At 69.5% G+C, this 15,557-nt stretch carries 15 protein-coding genes; 7 read left to right on the forward strand and 8 right to left on the reverse strand.

Going from position 1 to position 15,557, the window contains the following annotated elements; all coding sequences use genetic code 11:
- Window positions 1-107: 107 nt before the first annotated feature.
- From ASC66_RS05750 to ASC66_RS05760, 3 genes are all read left to right on the forward strand, one after another.
- Entirely contained in the window at window positions 108-890 is a 783-nt protein-coding gene (locus ASC66_RS05750) for an enoyl-CoA hydratase/isomerase family protein (RefSeq protein ID WP_055835785.1), read from the forward strand.
- A 169-nt stretch (window positions 891-1,059) separates the two neighbouring features.
- Window positions 1,060-2,625, forward strand: a complete 1,566-nt coding sequence (locus tag ASC66_RS05755; RefSeq protein WP_055835788.1) for a deoxyguanosinetriphosphate triphosphohydrolase family protein — start codon at window positions 1,060-1,062, stop codon at window positions 2,623-2,625.
- A 361-nt stretch (window positions 2,626-2,986) separates the two neighbouring features.
- Window positions 2,987-3,529 (forward strand): GNAT family N-acetyltransferase, encoded by a 543-nt coding sequence (locus ASC66_RS05760; RefSeq protein ID WP_055835791.1) that lies wholly within the window; start codon window positions 2,987-2,989, stop codon window positions 3,527-3,529.
- 265 nt (window positions 3,530-3,794) lie between these two features.
- On the opposite strand, the gene ASC66_RS05765 is transcribed toward ASC66_RS05760, so the two are convergent.
- On the reverse strand, window positions 3,795-4,421 hold the full coding sequence (locus ASC66_RS05765) for a response regulator transcription factor (RefSeq protein ID WP_055835794.1): 627 nt from the start codon (window positions 4,419-4,421) through the stop codon (window positions 3,795-3,797).
- Window positions 4,418-5,620, reverse strand: coding sequence for a sensor histidine kinase (locus ASC66_RS05770; protein WP_235496704.1), 1,203 nt, complete (start codon window positions 5,618-5,620; stop codon window positions 4,418-4,420). The genes ASC66_RS05765 and ASC66_RS05770 overlap by 4 nt, the downstream gene beginning before the upstream one ends.
- A gap of 187 nt (window positions 5,621-5,807) precedes the next feature.
- Here ASC66_RS05770 and ASC66_RS05775 point away from each other — a divergent pair, with 187 nt between their 5' ends.
- The 4 genes from ASC66_RS05775 to ASC66_RS05790 all read left to right on the forward strand — a co-directional run bounded on the left by ASC66_RS05775 (window position 5,808) and on the right by ASC66_RS05790 (window position 8,123).
- Window positions 5,808-6,281: a hypothetical protein gene (locus ASC66_RS05775; RefSeq protein WP_055835800.1), complete on the forward strand. Its 474-nt coding sequence runs from the start codon at window positions 5,808-5,810 to the stop codon at window positions 6,279-6,281.
- Window positions 6,282-6,475: 194 nt separating this feature from the next.
- Window positions 6,476-6,913: a hypothetical protein gene (locus ASC66_RS05780; protein ID WP_200944738.1), complete on the forward strand. Its 438-nt coding sequence runs from the start codon at window positions 6,476-6,478 to the stop codon at window positions 6,911-6,913.
- Window positions 6,907-7,128 carry a helix-turn-helix transcriptional regulator gene (locus tag ASC66_RS05785; RefSeq protein ID WP_055835803.1) on the forward strand — a complete coding sequence of 74 codons (222 nt, stop codon included), beginning with the start codon at window positions 6,907-6,909 and terminating at the stop codon, window positions 7,126-7,128. Before ASC66_RS05780 ends, ASC66_RS05785 begins: the two co-directional genes overlap by 7 nt.
- An 11-nt stretch (window positions 7,129-7,139) precedes the next feature.
- Window positions 7,140-8,123: an NAD(P)-dependent alcohol dehydrogenase gene (locus tag ASC66_RS05790; protein ID WP_055835806.1), complete on the forward strand. Its 984-nt coding sequence runs from the start codon at window positions 7,140-7,142 to the stop codon at window positions 8,121-8,123.
- Between the two features lie 219 nt (window positions 8,124-8,342).
- Here ASC66_RS05790 and ASC66_RS05795 read toward each other — a convergent pair whose 3' ends face one another.
- From ASC66_RS05795 to ASC66_RS05820, 6 genes are all read right to left on the reverse strand, one after another.
- On the reverse strand, window positions 8,343-9,842 hold the full coding sequence (locus tag ASC66_RS05795) for a CoA-acylating methylmalonate-semialdehyde dehydrogenase (protein ID WP_055835809.1): 1,500 nt from the start codon (window positions 9,840-9,842) through the stop codon (window positions 8,343-8,345).
- A gap of 100 nt (window positions 9,843-9,942) precedes the next feature.
- Window positions 9,943-11,277, reverse strand: a complete 1,335-nt coding sequence (locus tag ASC66_RS05800) for an aspartate aminotransferase family protein (protein WP_200944740.1) — start codon at window positions 11,275-11,277, stop codon at window positions 9,943-9,945.
- 207 nt (window positions 11,278-11,484) lie between these two features.
- Window positions 11,485-12,642, reverse strand: a complete 1,158-nt coding sequence (locus ASC66_RS05805; RefSeq protein WP_055835816.1) for an ABC transporter substrate-binding protein — start codon at window positions 12,640-12,642, stop codon at window positions 11,485-11,487.
- A gap of 141 nt (window positions 12,643-12,783) precedes the next feature.
- Window positions 12,784-13,554, reverse strand: coding sequence for an ABC transporter permease (locus tag ASC66_RS05810; RefSeq protein ID WP_157509657.1), 771 nt, complete (start codon window positions 13,552-13,554; stop codon window positions 12,784-12,786).
- A gap of 50 nt (window positions 13,555-13,604) precedes the next feature.
- Window positions 13,605-14,537, reverse strand: coding sequence for an ABC transporter ATP-binding protein (locus tag ASC66_RS05815; RefSeq protein WP_082492038.1), 933 nt, complete (start codon window positions 14,535-14,537; stop codon window positions 13,605-13,607).
- On the reverse strand, window positions 14,534-15,556 hold the full coding sequence (locus tag ASC66_RS05820; protein WP_235496706.1) for an ABC transporter permease: 1,023 nt from the start codon (window positions 15,554-15,556) through the stop codon (window positions 14,534-14,536). Before ASC66_RS05820 ends, ASC66_RS05815 begins: the two co-directional genes overlap by 4 nt.
- Between the last annotated feature and the right edge of the window lies 1 nt (window position 15,557).

The following is a 15,557-nucleotide window of genomic DNA, read 5'->3' on the forward strand; positions in this document are numbered from 1 at the left end:
TTGAGCACGCGCGAAGGGGCCATCTGTGACATCTCGCGTGGCCTGCGGCTGGCGGAATGCATGGGAGGGGCGCTGGCGCACGCGGGGCGGCTCCGTAGACTGCAGCCATGAGCGACAGCATCCTGTTCACGGTGAGCGATGGGCTCGCCCACGTGACCCTCAACCGCCCGGAGCGTCTCAACGCCATCGATGCGGATGCCGCGTACCGCTGGCGTGCGATCGCCACCGAGATCGCCGAGCGAGCCGACATCCGCGCCGTGCTGTTCGATGCCCGTGGCCGCGCATTCTGCGCCGGCGGCGACGTCCTCGCCATGGCGGCTCTCGGCTCCGCCGAGGTCAGCGCCGGCGAGGCGGTGCGGGAGCTCGCCGATGTGATCCACGACGGCCATCGCCTGCTGCGGGGCAGTGCGACACCGATCGTGGCGGCGGTGCAGGGCGCCGTCGCGGGTGGCGGCCTCGGCTTCATGCTCGTCGCCGACGTCATCGTCGCCTCGGAGGCGGCGAGCTTCGCCAGCAAGTACGCCGACATCGCGCTCACCCCCGACTGCGGCGTGAGCACGCTGCTGCCCGAGGCCATCGGCAGCCGGCGCGCACTCGAGCTTCTGCTGACACCGCGCACGCTCTCCGCCGCCGAGGCGCTCGACTGGGGCCTCGTCACCGAGCTCACGGCCCCGGATGCCGTCGCCGACCGCGCCGCCGCGATCGCCGCGCACTGGGTGCAGGGCCCGTCCACCGCATACGGGCAGGCCAAGCGCCTCGTGCACGCCGGGCGCACCCGCTCGTTCCAGGACTCCCTCGACGACGAGGCCGTGACCATCGGCGTCGCATTCGACAGCGCGGAGGCGCGTGCCCGCGTGAGCGCCTTCTCGGCTCGAACCTCCTCGCGCTGAGCTCGGCGGCATCCGCTCGCGCATGGGCGCGCGCTCGGCCGGAGATCCGGCAGACACACCGTCGGGCCGGCCGGCGACTGCGGCGCGCCGCCCGAAACACCGGCCGAGCGCACGCGCTTCCGCGCACCGCCCGGCGGAGCTGAGCGCGGCTCGGTAGGCTGAGCGCACCATGCAGAACTTTGCGCGATCCCACACCGGCGGCGGGCGCGACCGCGCCATCCCGGAGCCCACAACCGGCGGCGCAGCCGGCGAAGACGAGTTCCGCGTCGACGTCGAGCGCATCCGTTTCTCGCCCTACTTCTCGCGGCTCTCTGCCGTCACGCAGGTGATCCCGCAGGCCGGCTCCGGCACGACGGTGCACAACCGCCTCACCCACTCGCTCAAGGTCTCGGCCGTCGCCCGCTCCATCGCCGTCGGCTTCCGCGATGCCCCGGAGGCCGCCCGCCAGATCGTCGCCGACCTCGGCGGCTGCGACCCCGTCGTCGTACAGGCCGCCGCCGCGGCGCACGACCTCGGACACCCACCGTTCGGCCACCTCGGCGAGCAGGTGCTCGACCGCGTCGCCCGCAGCAGGCTCGGCCTGCCGGACGGCTTCGAGGGCAACGCGCAGACGTTCCGCATCCTGACCGCGCTCGACAGCTGCGACGCCACGGCGCGCGGCCTCAACCTGACCAAGGCCGTGCGCGCCGCCGTACTCAAGTACCCGTGGACCCGCAACGAGTGGCGCTCCCTACCGCCGCAGCCCGCGGAACGGCTGCCGCGCGGGGTCGGCCCCGACTCGGCATCCGGGGCACTCAAATTCTCGGCCTACTCGATCGACGCACTCGAGATGGCCAACGTGCTCTCGGCCTTCCCCGCGATCGGCCGGCACCAGCAGACCCTCGAATGCTCGGTGATGGACATCGCCGACGACATCGCCTACTCGGTGCACGACCTCGACGACTTCTACCGGGCGGGCGTGCTGCAGTTCACGGCGGTCTCGGCAGAGCTGAACGGCTGGCTGCAGGCGCAGAGTGCGCTCGCCGCGCTCACCACCGGCGAGCTCATGGCCGGCGTCGCGCTGCGCCGCCCGGGCTACGCGCTCGAGGCGGCCTGGCGGCACACCTACGCCAAGGACTCCTGGATCGCCAACGCCGAGGCATTCCGCGCCTCCGTCGTGCGCGTGACCTACGACCTCGTCGAGGGACTGCTGACAATCCCCTACGACGGCGGCCTTGAGGCCGACCGCGCCGTCGCAGCCTTCACCCGGCGCTGGATCGACCGCCTCAAGGGCTCAATCCGGGTGGAGCGCACGCCGAACGTGCGCAGCGGCCACGTCCGCCTCGGCAGCGACGCCTGGCACGACGTCGTCGTGCTCAAGTTCGTGCACACCCGCTTCGTGCTCGACCGCAGCGACCTCGCCGTCTACCAGCGCGGCCAGGCCCGCGTGCTCGAGACGCTCGCCGACGGCTTCCACCTCTGGCTGAACGACGCGGATGACGCGGCCCGCGCCCCCCGCCGGCTCATCGACTCGATCGAAGCCGCCACCGCCGAGTACCGGGAGCTGCGCAACAACGCCCCGGAGTACTTCGCCGCCGTCGGTGCCGGCACGAGCGACCACGACATCGCGCGCTTCGGCCGCTCCCGTGCCGTCGTCGACTACATCGCCTCGTTCACCGACGCCCAGGCGATGTCGGTCGCCGCGCTCATCAGCGGCACCTCGGACAACCTCTGGGAGTCCGGCCGCAGCCTGTAGCGCCGACCGATTTCGACAGGCTCAATCAACGGGTGGCACGCTGGTTGAGCGTGTCGAAACCGCGCGGTTCCGGCGGGAGGCCCGTTGGTTGAGCCTGTCGAAACCGGGCTGCGTCGCAAAACCCGGCAAGCATCGGTCGCTGTTCCTGAGGCTGCCTGATTGTGGGCTGCCGGCTTCCGCGACGCTGCGCGTCGCGCGTACAGCCGGCGGGCCTCGACGAGGTCGGCGCGGGTGTCGAGGCGGAGGGCGGCCAGGCCGAGTGCGCGCGCCTGGGCTTCCAGCTCGGCCATGATGTCGAGCCTATGACCGGCGGACGCCGCCCCACACCGTCGCGACGCCCGGCGAGCGCTAGCATCGTTCGATGCCGACATCCGCGAGATTGCCCGCAGGAGCCGAGATCCGCCTGCTGCGCGTTGGCGATGCCACCGCGCTCGCCGACGCCTACTGGCGCAACCGCGTGCACCTCGCTCCGTGGGAGCCGACCCGGGCCGACGACTACTTCACCCCGGCCGGGCAGCGGGCCGTCACCTACAGCCAGCTCAACCAGCACGCCTCCGGCACCGCCCACTCGCTCGTGGTCACGCTGGGCGCCGACATCATCGGCCGGGTGAACATCTCCGGCATCGTGCGCGGCGCATTCCAGAGCGCGAGCCTCGGTTACTGGGTGGATGCCGCCCACACCGGCCGCGGCATTGCGACCGCCGCGGTGCAGCACGCGGTCGCGCTCGCCCGCGACGAGTTGGGGCTGCACCGTGTCGAGGCGGGGACGCTGGTGCACAACGCGGCGTCGCAGCGAGTGCTGCTGAACGCCGGCTTCGAGCAGTTCGGCCTCGCCCCGCGCTACCTCAAGATCGCCGGCGAGTGGCAGGACCACATGCTGTTCCAGCAGATCCTGCACGACTGAGCAGACGATGCACGCGCACGCCTCCCGCTGATCGAGTAGGCCGTCTGCGGCCGTATCGAGATCCTGGCGGCCTCGATCTCGATACGCTCGTTCCTCGCTACTCGATCAGCGGAGCGCGGAGGGCTACGGCTACTCGATCAGCGGAGCGCGGAGGGCTACGGCTACTCGATCAGCGGAGCGCGGAGGGCTACGCGGAGGGCTACGGCTACTCGATCAGCGGAGCGCGGAGGGCTACTCGATCAGCGGGGTGGAGGCGCGGGCAGCGCTAGATCCAGCCCTGCTGCCACGCCCGCTCGGCGGCGTCGTGGCGGGATGCGGCGTCGAGTTTGGTCATGGCCGATGAGAGATAGTTGCGCACAGTGCCGGATGCGAGGTGCAGCTGATCGGCGATCTGCTGCACGCCGACGGCGCCCCGGCTGACCCGCAGCACATCCAGCTCGCGGTCGGTGAGCGGGCAGCGCTCGGCCGTGAGCGCGGCGGCGGCGATCTCGTGGTCGATGTAGCGCTTGCCCGCCGCGACATCCCGGATCACGTTGGCGAGCTCCTCGGCCGGCGTGGACTTGGGCACGAAGCCCGAAACTCGGGTCGCCAGCGCGCGCCGCAGCACTCCAGGCCGGGCGTGACGGGTGACAATGATCACCTTCGTCGCGACCGACGCCAGGATGCGTGCGGCCGCCTCGATCCCGTCGGCGCCGGGCATCTCCAGATCGAGCAGGCAGATGTCCGGCCGAGTCTCGAGCGCGAGCTCGGCGGCGGTCAGGCCGTTGTCGGCGCTGGCCACCACCTCGATATCCGGTTCCAGCCCGAGCAGCGCCTCCAGCGCGCCACGGATCAGGTGCTCGTCATCGGCGATGAGCAGGCGGATGACGCGCGGCTGGGTCGCCCCGCTCATGCCGCCGCCCCGACACGCGCCGGAACCTGTACACGGAGTTCGAAGCTGTCGCCGTCGGATGCGGCATCCAGCTGCCCACCGAGAGCGGCGACGCGTTCGCGCAGCCCGGCCAGGCCGGATCCGCGCGTATCGTCGGCATCGCCCGCGGCGGACACACCGTTGTTGCTGATCGAGAGCGAGCAGCCGTCCGGCGTGACGCGCAGCCGGATCGCCGCGCGGGTCGCGCTGCTGTGCCGGAGGATGTTGGTCGTCGCCTCCCGCACCGTCATCGCGAGTGCACGGTGCAGCTCGGCATCGGCGGGAAGCGCATCGACGTTCAAGTCGCAGTCGGCACCGGCCGCCGAGAGCACCTCGCGGGCGTTCTCCAGCTCCTCGTCGAGCGCGACCTCGCGGTAGCCGGCCACGAGCAGCCGGGTCTCCTCCAGAGCCTGCTTCGCGATGATGCGGGTCTCGTGGATGTTGGCCCTGGCCGCTTCGACGTCGAGGTCGAGCAGCCTCTCGGCGAGCTCGGACTTGAGCGCGATCACCTGCAGGTGGTGGCCCTGGATGTCGTGCAGATCCGAGGCGAAGCGCAGGCGTTCCTTGGCGACGGCCAGCTCGGCTGCCGCGCGGCGGTTGCGGTCGAGCTCGACAACGATCTCCCACCACCACAGCCCGCTGAGCAGCATGGCCGGCAGCAGAACGCCATAGAGCGGCAGCAGCCAACCGCTCGAGCCCAGCGGGTTCGCCCACTCCTGCCCGGTCAGCGCCGCCGCCAGCAGCGGCTGGCCGACGACTGCGGCAAGCCCGGCGGCCAGCAGCATCCAGCGCTGCCGCGCTGGGATCACGCAGGCAATGAGGCAGACCGCGATCCACAGCGGAAACGACGTCACCACCCCGGCACCGGGGGCGAAGAGTCCGAGCACCCACACGGCGGCGGCCGGCGCGAGGAGGGCGGCGGTCCACGCCGGGCGGGGCAGCCCGCCCGCGAGGCCGACCCGCAGGAACCAGCAGTAGCGCAGTTGCACGCCCGCGGCCACAAGCGAGAGGCAGAGCAGCACGGCTTCCAGAGCGCTGGGGGAGCCCGCAAAGTTCTCGGCGGCGACCAGCAGCAGTGCGCCCGTCAGCGCGACGATCACGAAGACGATGGAGCCGAGCGTGTAGCTCCAGGTGGCCGCGACGCCACGGCCGTGATCCGGCCGTTCTTGAGCGGCGGTCACGAGCGCCTGCGGTGGTTGATTCGGTGCATGCCGTCCAGCGTAGAGCAGTGACATTTGTCACGATCTCGCGTGCAGAAATGCCACGAATGCGGTGACAGCACGGCACTACCCCGGGCTCGGCCGCGCTTGGAGGATGGACACATCGCACCACTGCCCCACACTCCAACCGCCACGAAAGGCCCCCCGAATGATCGATGCGCTGCAAGACTTCACCTCCTCCTTCCCGACGTTTCTGCAGTGGGTCGGCGTGATGCTCGTCGCAGCCATCCCGTTCGTCGATTCTTACTTCGGCTCGGTGATCGGCGTTCTCGCCGGCCTCAACCCCGTGGTCGCAATCGGCGCAGCGATCGTGGGCAACGTCATCGCGATGCTGATCTTCGTGTTCGCCGCACACCGTGTGCGTTCCGGTGTGCTCAACGGCAAGGCGCCGCAGGAGGAGTCGCCCCGCCGCCAGAAGGTGCGGTCGTGGTTCGACAGGTACGGGGTGGCCGGCGTGAGCCTGGTCGGGCCCGTCATCCTGCCGAGCCAGTTCACCTCGGCGGCCATGGTCTCCTTCGGCGCATCCAAGAACGCCGTGATCCTCTGGCAGATCATCGCGATCACGATCTGGGGCGTCGTGTTCGGCACCCTCGCCACGATCGGCATCACGCTGAGCCGGTAGCTGCGCCGCGCCGAGCAAGGACATAGTGCGGTTGCACGGACGATTCTCGCCGGAACGTCCTTGCAACCGCACTATGTCCTTGTAACCGGATGCCGCGCCGCCGCCGCGCGGGCTCCGCATCCGGAACCCGGCGTGTAAAGAACTCTTGACACGATGTATGGAAAGGCATACATTCAATGTCAAGAGTTCTTTACATGGACGGAGTTGTGATGTCATCCGAAGAGAAGCGGACCTGGATCATGGGGCTCGTCGCCGTCGGCGGCTACCTCACCTACCTCGTCATCCTGCTGAGCGCAGGCGCGCCACTGCCGGAGGTCGACTACGTGCCGGCCATGCTCTGGACGATCGGCGGCGCCATCCTCGTGTCAATCGTGCTGAACATCGTCGTCGGCATCTTCACCCCGCGGGCTGGCGCCACGAAGGATCAGCGCGACCGCGAGATCTACCAGACCAGCGAGCGCATCGGCCAGTCCTTCCTCGTGATCGGCGGCGTGGTCGCCATGCTGCTGGCCATGTTCGAGCTCGGCTACTTCTGGATCGCGAACGTGCTCTACCTGTGCTTCGTGCTCTCGGCCATCCTGAGCTGCACGGCCCGCATCATCGCCTACCGCCGGGGGTTCCAGTCATGGTGAAGCCGACGCAGGTCACCAACGACATCCGTCGACTGCGCTTCGAACGCGGCGAGATGACCCAGGCCGAGCTCGCCGAACGCATCGGCGTCACCCGGCAGACCGTGATCGCCATCGAGCAGGGACGCTACTCGCCATCGCTCGAGATGGCGTTCCAGATCGCCAACGCGCTGGGCGTTCCGCTCGACGCGGTCTTCCAATACCCGCAACAACCGTAGGGAGCAGGATCATGCGAGCAATCGTTCAAGACGAGTACGGCGACGTCGACGCGCTGCGCCTGGCCGACATCGAGACCCCGACCCCCGGAGCCGGGGAGGTGCTCATCCGGGTGAGGGCGGCCGGCGTCGATGCCGGCGTCTGGCACCTGATGACCGGGCGGCCCTACCTGGCCCGCGTGATGGGCTTCGGCCTGCGCCGCCCGAAGACGAAGGTCAAGGGCCGCGAGGTCGCCGGGGTGGTCGAGGCGATTGGCGAGCCCGGCAAGCGCCCGCACGGCTTCGCGATCGGCGATGAGGTCTACGGATACTGCGAGGGCTCCTTTGCGGAGTTCGTCTGTGCCAGGGCCGACCGGATCGCGCCGAAGCCGGCCTCGCTGAGCTTCGAGCAGGCTGCGGCCCTGCCGATCTCGGCGGGGACGGCACTGCAGGCGGTGCGGGACAGCGGCGCCGTCAAGGCCGGCCAGAGCGTGCTCGTGATCGGAGCGGCCGGCGGGGTCGGGGCCTTCGCGGTGCAGATCGCGAAGGAGCTCGGAGCGACCGTGACGGGGGTGACGAGCACCGGCAAGATCGAGCTCGTGCGCTCGCTCGGCGCCGACCACGTGATCGATTACACGCGCGAGTCGTTCACCAGCGGCATCCGACTCTTCGACGTGATCATCGACACAGCCGGGCACCGCTCGGTCGCCGAGCTGCGCGGGGCACTAACCCCGCACGGCACGCTCGTGATCGTGGGCTCGGAGGTCGACGCCCCCGTCTTCGGCGGCATGGGCCGGCCGATGGGGGCAGCGCTGAAGTCGCCCTTCGTGGGGCACAACCTGCGCATGCTGGTGGCCGGCGAGAGCGCCGGGCTGCTGCTGGACCTCACCGAACTCGTTGACGCCGGCACGCTCCGGCCCGTTGTCGAGTCCAGCTACCCCCTGGCCGAGGCACCGGCGGCGATCCGCCACTGGCGCGACGACCACCCGGCAGGCAAGGTCGTCGTCGCAGTCGCATGACGCCGCCGGGGTTTCGACAGGCTCAACCAACGGGGAACCCGCCGCTGGTTGAGTAGGCCGTCTACGGCCGTATCGAAACCGAGGCCCGTGCGAAAGCTCCGGCCCGTGAGGTTTCGATACGCTCGTTCCTCGCTACTCAACCAGCAACTGGGTTCCTGGTTGCTCAACCGGCAACGGAGTTCCTCGCTACTCAACCAGCAAGGAGTGGCTGCGAGGTGCTCAGTCGTGCTGCGGGAAGCCGAGGTTCAGGCCACCGTGGCTTGGGTCGAGCCAGCGCGAGGTCACGGCCTTCTCCCGGGTGAAGAAGGCGATGCCCGACGGGCCGTAGGCCTTGGCATCGCCGAACAGCGATTCCTTCCAGCCGCCGAAGGAGTGGTACGCGACGGGAACGGGGATCGGCACGTTGATGCCGATCATGCCGACGCTCACCTCGTTCTGGAACCGCCTGGCAGCACCGCCGTCGTTCGTGAAGATCGCCGTGCCGTTGCCGTACTGGCTCGAGTTGATGATGTCGAGTCCCTGCTCGTAGCCGTCGACACGCACGATGGAGAGCACCGGCCCGAAGATTTCGTCGGTGTACGCGGCTGAGCCGAGTGGCACCTTGTCGAGCAGCGTCGGGCCGAGCCAGAAGCCGTTCGCATCGCCGTCGGGCGTGACGCCGCGGCCGTCGACGACCACGGTCGCCCCGTCGGCGGCGGCGACGTCGATGTATCCGGAGACCTTGTCGCGGTGCACACCCGTGATGAGCGGCCCCATGTCGCAGCCGCGGCGGCCGTCACCGGTCTTCAGCGTCGCCATGCGCTCGGTGATCTTCTCGATCAGGGCGTCGGCGACGGCGTCGACGGCGAGCACGACCGAGATGGCCATGCACCGCTCGCCGGCCGAGCCGAAGCCCGCGTTGACGGCGGCGTCCGCGGCGAGGTCGAGGTCGGCATCCGGCAGCACCAGCATGTGGTTCTTCGCGCCACCGAGCGCCTGCACCCGCTTGCCGTTGGCGCTCGCGGTCTCGTAGATGTACCGGGCGATCGGAGTCGAGCCGACGAAGGAGATCGAGGCGACGTCCGGGTGCGTGAGCAGCGCGTCGACGGCCTCCTTGTCGCCGTGCACCACGTTGAGGACGCCGTCAGGCAGCCCGGCCTCCTTCATCAGCTCCGCCATCCAGTTGGCCGCAGACGGGTCCTTCTCCGACGGCTTCAGCACGACCGTGTTGCCGGCCGCGATCGCCAGCGGGAAGAACCAGAGCGGCACCATCGCGGGGAAGTTGAACGGGCTGATGATGCCGACGACGCCGAGCGGCTGCTTGAGCGAGTAGACGTCTATGCCGGTTGAGACGTTCTCGGAGTACTCCCCCTTGATCAGCGTCGGCATGCTGCAGGCGAACTCGACGACCTCGAGGCCGCGCGCGATCTCGCCGCCGGCATCCGAGAGCACCTTGCCGTGCTCGCTGGTGAGGATCGCGGCCAGCTCGCCCGAGCGCTTGTTGAGCAGCTCACGGAAGGTGAAGAGCACGCTCTGGCGCTTGGCGATCGAGGTGCCGCGCCAAGCGGGGAACGCCGCGCGGGCTGCCGCGACGGCCGTGCCGAGGTCGGCGGTGCTGGCCATGCGCACGTTCTTCTGCGCGACGCCGCGGGCCGGGTCGAAGACGGGCGCCGTGCGGGTCGAGGCTCCGGATGCCGGAGCGCCATTGATCCAGTGGTCGAGTGTCGGAAGGTCGGTCATGAGTGGGTCCTATCTGTGGAAGTTATGGCGTGAGACCGCTGGTCTCGCGGTGTCGGGATCTCGATACGGCCCTAGAGGGCCTACTCGATCAACGTGCGATTCAGAGGAGGTCGAGCGAGAGCACCTCGTCGTAGATGGCGGCCGCCTCGGCCACCTCCTCCGGCGTCACGACGCAGGGTGGAACGACGTGGATGCGGTTGTCGGCCAGGAACGGCAGCAGCCCGCGGGCGAGCAGCTCCTTCTTGATCCGCCCCATCACGGCCGCGCCGACCGGCTCGCGGCTCGTGCGGTCGGTGACGAGTTCCAGCGCCCAGAACACTCCCTCGCCGCGCACCTCGCCGACGATCGGGTGGTCGTTGAAGAGGGCGGCGAGCGCGGGTGCGATGTGCTCCCGGCCGACGGATGCCGCGTTCTCCACGATCCCCTCAGACGCCATCGCGTCGAGCGCCGCCACGATCGAGGCCATCGCCAGCGGGTGGCCGCTGTATGTAAGCCCGCCGGGGAAGACCCGCTCGTCGAAGAAGTGCGCGATCGGGTCGTTGATGATCACGCCGCCGGTCGGCACGTAGCCGGAGTTCACGCCCTTGGCGAAGGTGATGAGGTCGGGTACGACGTCGTAGCCCTCGAAGGCGAACCAGCGCCCCGAGCGCCCGAAGCCGGCCATCACCTCATCGAAGATCAGCATGATGCCGTAGCGGTCGGCCAGCTCGCGCACGCCGGCCAGGTAGCCGGGCGGCGGCAGCAGAACGCCGGCGGTGCCCGGAATCGACTCGAGCAGGATCGCGGCGATCGACGACGGCCCCTCGCTCTGGATGACGCGCTCGAGGTGGCGCAGCGCCCGCTCCGACTCCTGCTCAGGGGAGTCCGCCCAGAACTCGCTGCGGTAGAGGTACGGGCCGAAGAAGTGCACGTGGCCGCGGGCGAACTCGTTCGGGATGCGGCGCCAGTCGCCCGTTGCGACGACGGCGGCTCCGGTGTTGCCGTGGTACGAGCGGTAGGTGCTGAGCACGGTGTCGCGCCCCGTGAACTGGCGGGCCATGCGGATGGCGTTCTCGTTGGCATCCGCACCGCCGTTGGTGAAGAAGACCTTGTTGAAGCCGTCGGGCGCGAGGGCCGCGACGCGTTTGGCCGCCTCGCCGCGTGCCAGGTTCGCCGTGGCCGGTGCGACGGTGGCGAGCAGGCTGGCCTGCTCGCGGATGGCCTCGATGACCGCCGGATGCTGGTGGCCGATGTTCACATTCACCAGCTGGCTCGAGAAGTCGAGGTAGCTGTTGCCGGCGTGGTCCCAGACCCGCGACCCCCGGCCGCTGGCGATCACGAACGGTGTGAGCGCACCCTGCGCCGACCAGGAGTGGAAAACGTGCCGCTCATCGAGCTCTCCGGTGAGGGAGTCGAGATCGGGGTTGGACATCTGTGATTGAGACGGCTCAGACATGGCTGCGTTGCCTTTCGTGTGGTGCGAGGGTTTCGACAGGCTCAACCAGCGAAGCTGCGGTTCAACCAGCGAAGCTGCGGTTCAACCGGCGAAGCTGCGGCTCTACCAGCGAAGCTGCGGCTCAACCGGCGAAGCTGCGGCTCAACCAGCGAAGCTACGGTTCAACCAGCGAAGTCCCGGTGGTTGAGCCTGTCGAAACGGGGAGGGCTAGTTGCCGCCCTCGTTGAGGGTGACCTCGATGGGTTCGAAGCCGTCGCCCGTCACATCGACGCCGTCGGCCTTCAGCTCATCGAGAGCCTTGGTGATCCAGTCGTTCGACCAGGCGGATGCCGGCGGCTCCTCCGTGATCGGCGATGCCCCCGTCTCGTTCACGGCCGAGAGCGCGCCCTTCACGGTGGCGTCCCATGCTGCTTCATCGATCATGCCGATGCCGTCCGGCGACGGCCAGATGAGCTTGTTGGTCTCGTTGACCATCCACAGCTCGTGGCTCGGGCCCCAGCTGGAGCCGGCGGCGATGGTGATCTCCGAAGCCTCCTGCGGGTTCTCCGCGGCGTAGATCCAGCCCTTGACGACGGCCTTGAGGAACTTGACCGTCGTGTCCTGGTAGTCGGCGTCGTCGGCGAGGCGGGCGGTGTCTGCCCAGATCGCGTCCTGCAGCATGGCGCCGACCGTGTCCTGGTAGCTGATCACGTTGAAGTCGGCGTCCGTGTACTGCTCACCGGTGTCGGGGTCGACGGCCTCGAGCAGCTGCGCGTACTCGTTGTACGTCATCGCCTGGGCCGCGTCGATGTCACCCTGCAGGAAGGCGTTCATGTTGAAGTCCTGCGTGATAATCTCGACGGTCGAGGAGTCGAGGCCCTCCGCGGCCATGGCCGCGAAGATCTCCCACTCGTTGCCGAATCCCCACGAGCCGATCTTCTTGCCCTCGAAGTCGGCGACGGAGTCGATGCCGGAATCCGCCCACGACACCTGGAGGGTGCCGGAGCGCTGGAAGATCTGCGCGATGTCGGTGATCTCGGCGCCGGCCTCGATCGATCCGAGCGCCTTCGGCACCCAGGCGATCGCGTAGTCGACGTCGCCGTTGGCGAGGGCGTCCTGCGGCACGATGTCACCGCCGGAGGGGATGATCTCGACGTCCAGGCCCTCCTCCTCGAAGTAGCCCTGGTCTGCGGCGGCGAAGTAGCCGGCGAACTGTCCCTGCGGAAGCCACTGCAGCTGCAGTTTGACCGAGGTGAGCTCGTCACCGCCCGAGCCCTCCGTTGACCCGCCCGAGGTGTCGCCGGATCCGGAACACGCGGAGAGTACGAGTGCTGCCGACAGAGTGAATGCGCCCAGTGTCGCGATGCGACGTGTGCTGTGTTTCATTTTCAGTCCTTTCCCTGCTCCCAGTGATGCATGAGGTGGTGCGTGTGGAACCGTGCCTATCGGGTTGTGCCTGGTGGGTTGTGCCTAGTGGGTGGTGTTGCCTGCCACATCGCCTCGTGGGCGGTGGGACGCGTGTGTCGGCTAGGAGTCGCCTCTCCGCCGGTTGGCGAGCCGCTCCAAGAGCAGCGTCGCCAGGTAGAAGACGAGACCGAGCACGATGGATGCCACGACGTAGGCCCACGCGCGGGCGTAGGCGCTCGACGCGGCCGAGGTCGAGATGAGCCCGCCGAGGCCGCCGCGCGGCCCGCCGAAGTACTCGGCGACGAGGGCGGAGATCACGGCGAGCGATGATGCGATGCGGATGCCGGTGAAGATGAATGGTGCCGCGGTCGGCAGCGTGACGGTGCGCAGCACCTGGCCGGTGCTGGCCGCGTAGACCTTCATCAGGTCGCGGTGCACGGCCCTGGTCTGGCGGAAGCCGCGCAGGGTGTTGATGAACACGGGCACGAAGGTGGCGAGCGCCGCGATCGCCTGCCGGCTGAACTGGCTGTCCGCGCCGAACATCGAGTTGAGCACGGGCGCCAGAGCGACGATCGGGATGACGGCGAGCGAGGCGACGACCGGGGCGCTCATGCCGTCGATCGAGCGGAAGTTCGCGGCCAGGGCGGCGAAGCCGATGCCGAGGATCGAGCCGACGAGCAGGCCGATCAGGGCGTTCGTGCCGGTGATGGCCATGGCGGAGAGGATGGACGGCAGGTACAGCACGAATTGTTCCGCAATGGCCGCCGGGCTCGGCAGCAGGTACTCGCTGACGCCGACGACGCTCACCAGGAACTGCCAGAGCCCGAGCACGAAGAGGCCGACCGAGACCGGCGCGATCACCCGCAGCCACGACTCGGTGCGTGCGCTCATCGGCGCCCGGCGCCTGCCCGGTGCCGTTGCCGGGACGCTGGCCGCACTCATCAGCGCGTCTCCGCCCCGCGCACGGAGACCGGCGCCGTTCCGAGCCCGGCAGTGGCGACTCCCCCGGTTGCCGCTCCGGCCAGCCCACCGGTGTTGCCGGCGTGCAGCGCCTCCCGCACCGCGGTGATCATCTCGAAGTAGCTCGTGTCCTCGCGCAGCGCCTCCGTGCGGCTCTCCGCGCGATCGCCGCTGCCGAGGCGCATCGGCACGATCTGCTGGATCCGGCCCGGCCGAGCCGACATCACGACGACCCGGTCGGAGAGGTAGACGGCCTCGGGGATCGAGTGCGTCACGAAGACGACCGCGGCCTTCGTCTCGGCGCAGATGCGCACGAGCTCCGTCTGCATCCGCTCTCGCGTCATCTCGTCGAGCGCTCCGAACGGTTCGTCCATCAGCAGCAGGCTCGGACTCTCGGCGAGCGAGCGGGCGATGGCGACGCGCTGCTGCATGCCGCCGGAGAGCTGATCGGGGTAGCGATCGGCGAACTCGGCGAGCCCGACCATGTCGAGCAGTTCGGCCACGCGTGCAGTGCGGGCGGCGGATGCCACGCCGTGCAGTTCCAGCGGAAGGGCGACGTTCGCCGCGACAGTGCGCCACGGCAGCAGCCCGGCCTGCTGGAAGGCGATGCCGTAGTCCTGGTCGAGACGGGCCTGGGCAGCGCTCTTGCCGAAGACGGCGACAGTGCCGACGGTGGGTTGATCGAGGTCGGCGATGATGCGCATGAGCGTTGACTTGCCGCATCCGCTCGGCCCGATCAGCGACACGAACTCGCCGGCCTGCACGGTGAGGTCGATGCCCTGGAGGGCGCGCACCTGCCCGCTCCGGGTCTCGAAGGTCTTGTCGACGGCGCTGACGGTGACGGCGTCCGCGCTCCGCGACTGGGTCTGGACGCCGTGCTGAGCCTGGGCGCCGTGCTGAGCCTGTCGAATCATGCGTTGACCTCCACGCGTCGGTAGTTCTTGAGAAATACGCCGAGCAGCGCGATCGACCCGGCGACAACGAGGCCGAGCACGATGGCGCCGAAGATCGGCCCCCACGCCTTGGCCGGGTCGCCGCTGGCCTGACCCGCGTACTGGATGAGGATGCGGCCGAGCCCGCCCTGCAGCCCGGTCGACACCTCGGCGACCACGGCGCCGATCACCGCGTTGGCCGCACCGAGGCGGAGGGCGGGCAGCAGATAGGGCACGGATGCCGGCACCCGCAGCTTCAGCAGGGTCCGCCACCAGCCGATGCCGTAGCTGTGCATGAGCTCGAGGTGGATGACATCCGGCGACTGCAGGCCGCGCAGCGCGCCGATCGCGATCGGGAAGAACGCCAGGTAGCTGGCGATGAGGGCGACCGACATCCAGTCGTCCCACTGGAAGCTGCCGATCTCGATGCGGGAGCCCCAGCTGCGCACGATCGGGGCGAAGGCGATCAGCGGAACGGTCTGGCTGAGGATGATCCAGGGCAGCAGGCCCCACTCGGCCAGTCGCCAGCGCAGCATCACCAGGGCGAGGCCGATGCCGACGACGAGGCCGACCAGCCAGCCGACGGCCGCGATGCCGAGGGTGACGAGCGCACCGGCGGCGACGGCAGCCCAGAGCGGCGCCGCGCCGTCTGCGCGGGTGACGGGCTCGAAGAGGCGCGCGAGCATGTCCCAGATGTGCGGCATCGCCAGGTCTGTCGTGCGCGGCAGCACGCGGGTCTCGCCGATCACGACGCCGTCGGCGGGGGCGAGCAGTTTGTACAGCTCCCAGATCACGACGATCGCGGCGAGTCCGAGGGCGCCGTAGCCCCACGCCTGCAGCTCGCGCACGCCGCGCGCCGGGGCGCCGCGCTGTCCCCGCGTGGCCCGCCCCGGGCCCGTCGACGGGTCGACATCCCCTCGCGGGGTTTCGACAGGCTCAACCAACGGCGCGTCGGATTCGACCAGCGATGCCGGCGGGTCGCCCATCGGGGAGGCGGTCATC

This window comes from Leifsonia sp. Root4 (assembly GCF_001425085.1).
Classification (GTDB): Bacteria; Actinomycetota; Actinomycetes; order Actinomycetales; family Microbacteriaceae; genus Microterricola.

What these genes read in the sequence shown, in the direction of transcription:
- ASC66_RS05790 (WP_055835806.1), top strand. Translation starts at nt 7,140, where the DNA reads ATGCGAGCAATCGTTCAAGACGAGTACGGCGACGTCGACGCGCTGCGC.
- ASC66_RS05815 (WP_082492038.1), bottom strand. Translation starts at nt 14,537, where the DNA reads ATGATTCGACAGGCTCAGCACGGCGCCCAGGCTCAGCACGGCGTCCAG.
- ASC66_RS05795 (WP_055835809.1), bottom strand. Translation starts at nt 9,842, where the DNA reads ATGACCGACCTTCCGACACTCGACCACTGGATCAATGGCGCTCCGGCA.
- ASC66_RS05780 (WP_200944738.1), top strand. Translation starts at nt 6,476, where the DNA reads ATGGACGGAGTTGTGATGTCATCCGAAGAGAAGCGGACCTGGATCATG.
- ASC66_RS05775 (WP_055835800.1), top strand. Translation starts at nt 5,808, where the DNA reads ATGATCGATGCGCTGCAAGACTTCACCTCCTCCTTCCCGACGTTTCTG.
- ASC66_RS05820 (WP_235496706.1), bottom strand. Translation starts at nt 15,556, where the DNA reads ATGACCGCCTCCCCGATGGGCGACCCGCCGGCATCGCTGGTCGAATCC.
- ASC66_RS05810 (WP_157509657.1), bottom strand. Translation starts at nt 13,554, where the DNA reads ATGAGCGCACGCACCGAGTCGTGGCTGCGGGTGATCGCGCCGGTCTCG.
- ASC66_RS05805 (WP_055835816.1), bottom strand. Translation starts at nt 12,642, where the DNA reads ATGAAACACAGCACACGTCGCATCGCGACACTGGGCGCATTCACTCTG.
- ASC66_RS05800 (WP_200944740.1), bottom strand. Translation starts at nt 11,277, where the DNA reads ATGTCTGAGCCGTCTCAATCACAGATGTCCAACCCCGATCTCGACTCC.
- ASC66_RS05785 (WP_055835803.1), top strand. Translation starts at nt 6,907, where the DNA reads ATGGTGAAGCCGACGCAGGTCACCAACGACATCCGTCGACTGCGCTTC.
- ASC66_RS05765 (WP_055835794.1), bottom strand. Translation starts at nt 4,421, where the DNA reads ATGAGCGGGGCGACCCAGCCGCGCGTCATCCGCCTGCTCATCGCCGAT.
- ASC66_RS05760 (WP_055835791.1), top strand. Translation starts at nt 2,987, where the DNA reads ATGCCGACATCCGCGAGATTGCCCGCAGGAGCCGAGATCCGCCTGCTG.
- ASC66_RS05750 (WP_055835785.1), top strand. Translation starts at nt 108, where the DNA reads ATGAGCGACAGCATCCTGTTCACGGTGAGCGATGGGCTCGCCCACGTG.
- ASC66_RS05755 (WP_055835788.1), top strand. Translation starts at nt 1,060, where the DNA reads ATGCAGAACTTTGCGCGATCCCACACCGGCGGCGGGCGCGACCGCGCC.